Origin of the sequence: Collinsella sp. OM08-14AT (assembly GCF_003438115.1) — a bacterium.
GTDB lineage: Bacteria > Actinomycetota > Coriobacteriia > Coriobacteriales > Coriobacteriaceae > Collinsella.
Genome location: NZ_QSTE01000001.1, coordinates 314,784 through 321,818, shown reverse-complemented (window position 1 = coordinate 321,818; position 7,035 = coordinate 314,784). Strand labels below are relative to the sequence as shown.

The 7,035-nt window shown below is 55.3% G+C and carries 6 protein-coding genes and 2 tRNA genes; all 8 read right to left on the bottom strand.

The features are described from left to right. On the bottom strand, nucleotides 1-128 hold a 128-nt coding region (locus DXC18_RS10810), incomplete at its 3' end, for an ATP-binding cassette domain-containing protein (RefSeq protein WP_199412161.1). 75 nt (nucleotides 129-203) lie between these two features. Beyond that, nucleotides 204-276, bottom strand: a tRNA-Ala gene (locus tag DXC18_RS01400). A 367-nt stretch (nucleotides 277-643) separates the two neighbouring features. Further along, complete coding sequence (locus DXC18_RS01395; RefSeq protein ID WP_147330249.1) at nucleotides 644-1,801, bottom strand: hypothetical protein; 1,158 nt, start codon at nucleotides 1,799-1,801, stop codon at nucleotides 644-646. A gap of 369 nt (nucleotides 1,802-2,170) precedes the next feature. After that, nucleotides 2,171-2,245 (bottom strand) — tRNA-Val (locus DXC18_RS01390). Between the two features lie 138 nt (nucleotides 2,246-2,383). Next, a complete protein-coding gene (locus DXC18_RS01385; protein ID WP_117583156.1) occupies nucleotides 2,384-3,193 on the bottom strand; it encodes a DUF3825 domain-containing protein in 810 nt (269 codons plus the stop codon). Between the two features lie 335 nt (nucleotides 3,194-3,528). After that, entirely contained in the window at nucleotides 3,529-4,308 is a 780-nt protein-coding gene (locus DXC18_RS01380) for a hypothetical protein (RefSeq protein WP_199412160.1), read from the bottom strand. A gap of 130 nt (nucleotides 4,309-4,438) precedes the next feature. Next, nucleotides 4,439-5,206, bottom strand: coding sequence for a hypothetical protein (locus tag DXC18_RS01375; protein ID WP_199412159.1), 768 nt, complete (start codon nucleotides 5,204-5,206; stop codon nucleotides 4,439-4,441). 537 nt (nucleotides 5,207-5,743) lie between these two features. After that, complete coding sequence (locus tag DXC18_RS01370; RefSeq protein WP_117583153.1) at nucleotides 5,744-6,844, bottom strand: hypothetical protein; 1,101 nt, start codon at nucleotides 6,842-6,844, stop codon at nucleotides 5,744-5,746. Nucleotides 6,845-7,035: the final 191 nt, after the last annotated feature.

Below are 7,035 nucleotides of genomic sequence, written 5' to 3'. Positions count from 1 at the left end.
GTGGTTTTGCCGGCGCCGTTGGGGCCCACGAGCGCGAAGCGCTCGCCGGGGTTGATCTGGAAGGACGCGCCGCTAAAGAGGACGCGTGCGCCGAAGCTTTTTTCGATCTTGTCGACCAGGAGGATCATGGTGCCGCCTTTGACCTTGTGTGCCAATATGAAAAAAGGCCCCAACTTGCGTTGGAGCCTCATTCAATGCTCGGGTGGAGACGAGGGGGATCGAACCCCTGACCTCTTGACTGCCAGTCAAGCGCTCTCCCAGCTGAGCTACGCCCCCGTGCGAAGAAGTACTATACGGGAACTCGGACCACGATGCAAGGACAATTTTGGAAAATTTCGCAGTCGCGGCGCGTTCCGCCATCCGCCCAACGGCCGTCTTGCCGGCGCCAGGCCCATTACCGGGGCCGACCGCGCCCCCGCCGACCCGGCGATTCCAAAACCATGCCGGTTTACGGGGCCAGGCCGGGAACCCCCGAGCATGCCGTAATCGGTAAAATCAAAATCGCAGGTAGGCGACTTGCGCATTCCGTGAAATGCAGGGTATGGACGGCCGGTCCGGGTCCAGCCCCGTAATCCGGCACAGTTTTGAAATGACATTAATTCACTAACAGGCAAACTAGGTAGTTCTAGCGCCTTGTCGCCGGCTAAATTCCGATTTCCAACCAGTTGCACAAAACATTTGCTCGCAGTCTCGTCTCGGCGCACTTCATTGCCTCAGTTTTGACTTTATAGCGAATCCCTAAACGGTCGCAGACACTTCTGACTATGGTGTCTAGCTGCTTTGAATCGTTGAGCATATCGTGAGTCACCAGGAATACATCGAATCCCATGCTCTGCAACGCAGTCATGCGTTCCGCATCGTGGTCAAGTATTGCACCTGAACCATGAATGACTTCACCTTGGATTTCGATAATTGCCCCTTTCATAAGAATCGGATTTACGATCACGATATCGCCGTAGCAGACCTTTTGACCTGCGATGCTTTGCGCCGATATGGAAAGAGGAGTTAAGTCGTTGGCATAAACGTTCGTGAAGCCAGCGCCGCCAAGACGCCGCGGACGGTTTAGAAGCAAGATTCCTGCAACCTCGAGCGGAGACGCAGCAATGCCGATAACCTGCTGAGCGGCATCATAAAACTGCTTTCCCCACATTTGACTTTTGACCTTGTCGGCGAAACGATGCAGGTCGCTCAGCTCGATGAGCGGCTTTCTCATCCAGAGAGAAGTACCTTTGAGTTTCGTAACCTCTCTTCCATCTTCACGCTTGCTCGTTTGGCTATCATTATCTGGGTCCTTAACGGTTGCGCGGGCATAAACTCGTTTCCAAGGAACCTCGTCTTCGCCTTCTCCAAGTTCGAACAGATCCTGCGTGCTGGAATTGCGATTCTCCTCTACCGCCATTTTTAACTGCATTTCGGCAGCGGGAGCCGGCTCGAAAACAGAAAACCAACCGCAAAGTTCGTACATAGCCAGTACGAGATCTATTTGGGATACAAAGCGTGTCATAGTAAATAACGTGTTAAGCGGATTGGTGACACAAAAGCCTAAATTAGTGTCGATTGTTGTGCCGGCATCCGATGCCCCTTCCCAGCGAATAGTAGAGCGCAATCCCGAGTGGTGATTACAACAACCTGGCGAAGTAACAGCGATAATTGGGGTCTTGAGGACTTCGGTTACAAAAGGGGCTTGGGATAGAGCTCGCCAGCCGTCTTCGGAGTTGGGCAGGCGCGGGTAGAGATTGCGCACCTGCGGTGGGCAGCGCCAATAGCGGAATGCAGTGTTTGCGCAGACGATATCGTCCATTTGCGCCTCCCCTGGTATCGGCCGTAGGCCGTGCGGATTGCGGGCAAGGTCGATTATCTACTGGCGCATCATGCGGGTAAGTACGGGTAGCTGACCAAACACTGACCAAAAGCTTGACGCAATCTATTGAAAATCCGCCATAGACATGAACGTGCTGGTACGAGCTGTGAGCCAGTGGTCTCTGTCTCCACAATTGCGCATAGATTGCGCAGAGAATTCAATGAATGAACGCAGATGCACTTTTCAAAACGTGCGATGACGACAACTAAAGTGAACTGCATAACATACAACGCTTTAGGTAAATTCGGTTCGATTTGGCATCATATGAAAAAAGGCCAGAGGCTTAACACCTCTGACCTGCGCTTTTGATGGTGGGCGATACAAGATTCGAACTTGTGACCCCATCCGTGTGAAGGATATGCTCTACCCCTGAGCCAATCGCCCGTCGCCTTTCGGCAAAAGAGATACTAACATAGCCGCGCGTGGTTTACCAAGAACTTTTTGCCCTCGATTTTAAATTCGTGGGTGCTAGCCAAGCCAAAACAATCAAAGCAATCTGAAAAACCGCAGCTAAACCACCCTTTATCGTTTAATCCACGAGGTCTCGGGACGGCAGATAAGTCGCGCGTTGTTGTAGGCCATGTCGAGCGTGAGGCAGGTGCGTGCGGCGTAGAAACCGTCCTCGCGCTGGATGGTCAGCGCCAGCTCGGGCTTGTCGCCGGTTAGGCACAGCGGCAAGAGCAGCTGGATCCGGCCGCCGTAGAACTGCGGCACGGCGAGTGTGTAGTTGGCGGCGGCGCGGCGGGCGGCCTCGACGACGGCACCCTCAAAGGCGCGGCGCAGCAGCAGCGAGTTACCCTCCCCCATCAGGCTGGCAGGAATGCGCGTCAGGTTCTCCTCGTCGCCCAGAATGTGATCGATGTTGGAGCGGATGGGAAGGCGGTGGTCAAAGACCAGCTCGGAAGGGTCCTCGGCAAAGCGTACGCGGCACGGCAGGTACTCAAACGAGACTAGCATGGGGTCGCTTTCCTTAAAGGAGCCCTTCAAAAACCAGTGCTGGTGCGCGTCGGGCTTGGTGTTGGGCTCAAACAGGCCGTAGGTGGTTTCGTAGCGGCGCGTGTGCAGGCCGGTGTTGAATAGGCAGCGGACGTCGTCGAACACCAGCGGCAAGTTGGACGGGGCGGTCTGGTCCACGTCGCGCTCGGTCAGGAACACCGCGCGGCTAAACGAAAACGACAGGTAGTTTTTGAGGATGCGGTTGCCGGGGCCCCAGTCCTCGGGGTCGGCGAGGTCGACCAGGCGGTCGTAGCAGGGCTCGGGGCAAAACGCGAAGTCGTACACATTGCTGCACAGGGTGCTGGGGATCTCCGTGTGGTGTCCAATCCATTTCATAACTGGAGTGCGGATCCTTAGATTCTATACGCGCGACAGGTCGCCGGCTCGCCACAAAGCAATTGCGACCTTGCTTTTTGACGAGCTTGTCGCGGGAGTGGCTTTCGAAAACGAGGTCGCGGATCCAAGCGAAGTGCGGAGTAAAACCAAGGCCCGTCGACCAGACCCCGGTTTTACGCTATGCGACATGCGTTTTTTAAATAGAGGATGTGTTGGGGCTGCTATGGCTGCCATGTAATTTAAAAACAAAAGACCGCTCAACAGATAGGGGTGCCCCGGCATTGGCCGGGGCACCCCGTCTCGGAAGCCATATTGCTTACCTTTAGATCACTTGACTATTTACGAAAAGCAAGGAAAACCGCCGCTGCGATGCATATGATGCCTATCACGAGCGGAAGCCACGCCTTATCTTCTTTATCCTTAACAAGAAAAGCCTCAATTGCGGACGCAAGGACCAGGAATCCGCCGATAATCAGCAGATCAAGCGCAACGAAACGGACGGTCGTTATATCGGAAGAAACCCCTCCGGCATTAACGTTCACAAGCGTGAAGATCGCGGCAAAAATGGCGAAGAGAGCCAGAACGTTGCCATAGATACGAGACTCGATGTTGGCGACTTCGTTCTTTTTATCCTCGACCTTTTTGAGCTCTCCGGCATAGACGTCGGAATAGTCGGCAAGCCCATTAAAATTGAGCTCATCGGAAAAGGCTCCATGGTAAGGATGAGCAACCGTGCCTTCGACGCGCTGGAATGCGACTTGCGCGATACCCTTAGATTTATCAAGGGCAATCGTGTTGCCGCTTACGTTTGTAACACGGTAGAACAGCCGTGTTCCATGACCGGGGAAATATAGCGGCGCATCCAAAGAAAGCCCCTGGCGAATGCGCGAATTGCGTAAAAGAACGCTAGCGGTCAAATCGTTGGGCAGCGCGATACATTCAACGCAAGAGACAAAAGTCGAGTCTCCAGGGCCAAGTTCGACCTCGGATTGCTTGCTTTCGTTAACGTAGAACCCGTCAGTGCGCAAGTCATACGTAACCTGTCCGATGTTCGAAGCATCGGCATTGAGCAGCACCTTGCTGTCGATGAGCTCCTGAATCTTAGTATCGCTCAAGTACATATGAATCACTTCCTTAGGACAACGAGTATAGCACTGAGGTATTGCGCTGGCGGCTGTCCCCAAAGGGGACATAGGGGAAGAAGTTTGAACACATATTTAAGGCTCGGACACGTGGTTGCGATTCCTATTCCTCGTCCGGAAGTAGAAACCTGGTATACATCTGAAAGACGGCAAGAAGAAATAGGTCTTCCATGGTCTCGATTCTCTCGCCATCGAAACCGCCGGGGCACCCGTAGTCCTTATCGTTGGCCTCGTCACCAGAGCCGTAGGTCGCCGCGTAGAATGCAACGGTTAACGCGAATCGGCAGGCCTCAATCTCGGAGCTCGATTCGAATTGATATTCATTTTTCAGATAGGAAATGGGGGCGAAGGAAGCGACCCTGGATTCGAAGGCCTCGGAAAGGACCTTACGGATAAGGTAATCGTACCCCGGGGAACAGCTATCAGGGGGCAGAAAGGAAGAGTCCAGGCACTCAGAAAGAAGGTCAACCCGAGGTTCTGGCAGCCTCTCCCCCGCATACCTTTCGAGGCTGCGAAGCACGTATTTCCCATCATCATAAAGAACGGGTTCGTCTTCTGGGAAGCGGTCACGGAGGGCGGCTTCGACTGCGGTGATGCAACGGACGAACAGGTCATCCTCTCCCCTGACCCGCAAGTCAAGATTGCAGTATTTAAGAATTAGATTCTGTACCTCCGGCACGAGACAACAAAAGTTCCGGTACATCTCACGTGAATAATAAAAAAGGTCATTGTGCATGGCGGCGACAGCGCAAAGCGGAATTAATCCTCTGTCTGAGTAATACTTCGAGATAAACTCGATTGCCTGCGCCTTATTCCCTTCGGCGTGTCTGCGTTCGTCTCTTTCGTCCTGGCGACGCTCGAATTCCTCCATGCGCTTGCTCTGGCAACACTGTTTCTTGCCAATGATGGCTGTCACAATTAAAGAGATAAACGCGCATATTAATTCAGCCAATTCGTTCCACTTCACAAGAAACCCCCACAATACTTAATGGTGTTGCAATTCTATATACCAAGCAATTCTACGCATGGGACGTAGGCCTCGACCGCAACAGCCGGATATACGCAAAAGAGGGGTTAGACCATACTGCTTGCACTATAAATGAATTCAGCGGATCTAAATCCGCCTTGCGCTCGACCCTGATTGTTGCATTGCGGTGCTCTGTGTACTGCCGATATTGCGCTTGGGCACCGGAGCCGACATAAGTCCCGGTGCCCTTTTTGCTGTTTGTGATCTGCACCACCTTATTGTTGAATTCTTTTCTCCCGTATATCAACCCGGGTCTCGTTGCCGCGATTCAGCCCATGGACGCGTCCGTATGGCCTCTGCCTTCGATAATTGGGCGCCTATAAGCAAACAAGCAAATAGCAATGCCTTGTGGATGTCCCTTTCTTCCAAATGGCAGCTATCTCAACAACGACATGCGGCAGCTAGAAGCATTGTACCAAGCAGGAAAAGCGTCACGGAAGCTGCGACCCAGTTGTTGTCGCCGGTCTTGGGGAGTAACGCAGTTGTCGCGGTGGCGGTTGCGGTCTTGGGCTTATAGGACGTGGACACCGTGGTCTTGGTTACTGTCGTTGCTGTCTTGGTTGTCGTGGCCGCGGGTTTCATCGTGGGATTTGCCGTGGGTCCTGTGGTGGGCCCTCCGGCAGCGGGGTTAGCATCGGTGGGAGACCTGTCCACGCTGCCACCTGGCACGTCGCGCCCGTCGGTCTCCCCCGCGGGAGGCGTGGCGACATCGGGCACAACCACCACATGCGGTGCCATCGCACCGGAGGCATCCAACACGCCGCCAGCACCAAAAGCCCCACCAACAGGCGTCACAAACCGCGCGGACACAAGCGACCCGCCCGTGCATGCAACGCCGCCGTCGGTACCGGCCGCATCGAGCCGCGAGGCGTCGACGGAAAGCCGGCAGCCAACCGCACCGTCGCCAAGGCCCGCATCTTGCAGATACACGCCGTAGGCGCGCACGCCCGCTCCGGACCCGGCGCCCGCGGCAACGACGCGTCCGCCGCCGCGCACGGCCATGTCGCCTGCGATCACGCCAGCGACCGCCTCGTCCGTTATATCGGCCCCGCCTGCCCGGGCATCGACGGTGCATTCGTCCACCACGAGCGCCTGCGAAACGTGGATCCCGCACTGCGAGCCCGTCGCCGTTAGGGTCCCGGTGCCGCTAAGCGTCAGGTTGCCCCACACCTCCATGCCGCACAGCGTGATGTCCGCATCGGGCGCATGCGACTCCGTCACGGAGTTTTGCCCGGTAAGCGTCAGCACCAGGTCGCCCTCGGCGCCGATGGCCTCGCCCGCGTAGCCGTTAAGCTCCAGGTGGTCGGCATCGGTCCAGGCCCAGCCGGGGCCCGACACGCCCGGCTCGTAGTACGTCTCGCCCGCGATGATGAGGCTCTCCGCGCCCGCGGCATAAGAAGGCCCGCCCAGCAAAACGCATAGGCAGGCCATGGCAACAATCGCAATGTAATGACGGCTGGTGTGGGACTCGGCAGCAAACATACCCGCTCCGATCTTCGCAGGAGCCAATAGAATGTGCACCAGAAAATGCCCTGGTAGCAGCAGCTATTAGTTTAGCGAGATCAGGCCGTAAGCAAAGAAAACGCCCGTGAACAGTGCCAATAATTAGGTGTAAATCGTTTTGTCAGTCGGCGAAAGGAAGCTTCTCATATGTTGAACAAGCGCATGGCATC

What these genes read in the sequence shown, in the direction of transcription:
- DXC18_RS01395 (WP_147330249.1), bottom strand. Translation starts at nt 1,801, where the DNA reads ATGGACGATATCGTCTGCGCAAACACTGCATTCCGCTATTGGCGCTGC.
- DXC18_RS01385 (WP_117583156.1), bottom strand. Translation starts at nt 3,193, where the DNA reads ATGAAATGGATTGGACACCACACGGAGATCCCCAGCACCCTGTGCAGC.
- DXC18_RS01375 (WP_199412159.1), bottom strand. Translation starts at nt 5,206, where the DNA reads ATGGAGGAATTCGAGCGTCGCCAGGACGAAAGAGACGAACGCAGACAC.
- DXC18_RS01370 (WP_117583153.1), bottom strand. Translation starts at nt 6,844, where the DNA reads ATGTTTGCTGCCGAGTCCCACACCAGCCGTCATTACATTGCGATTGTT.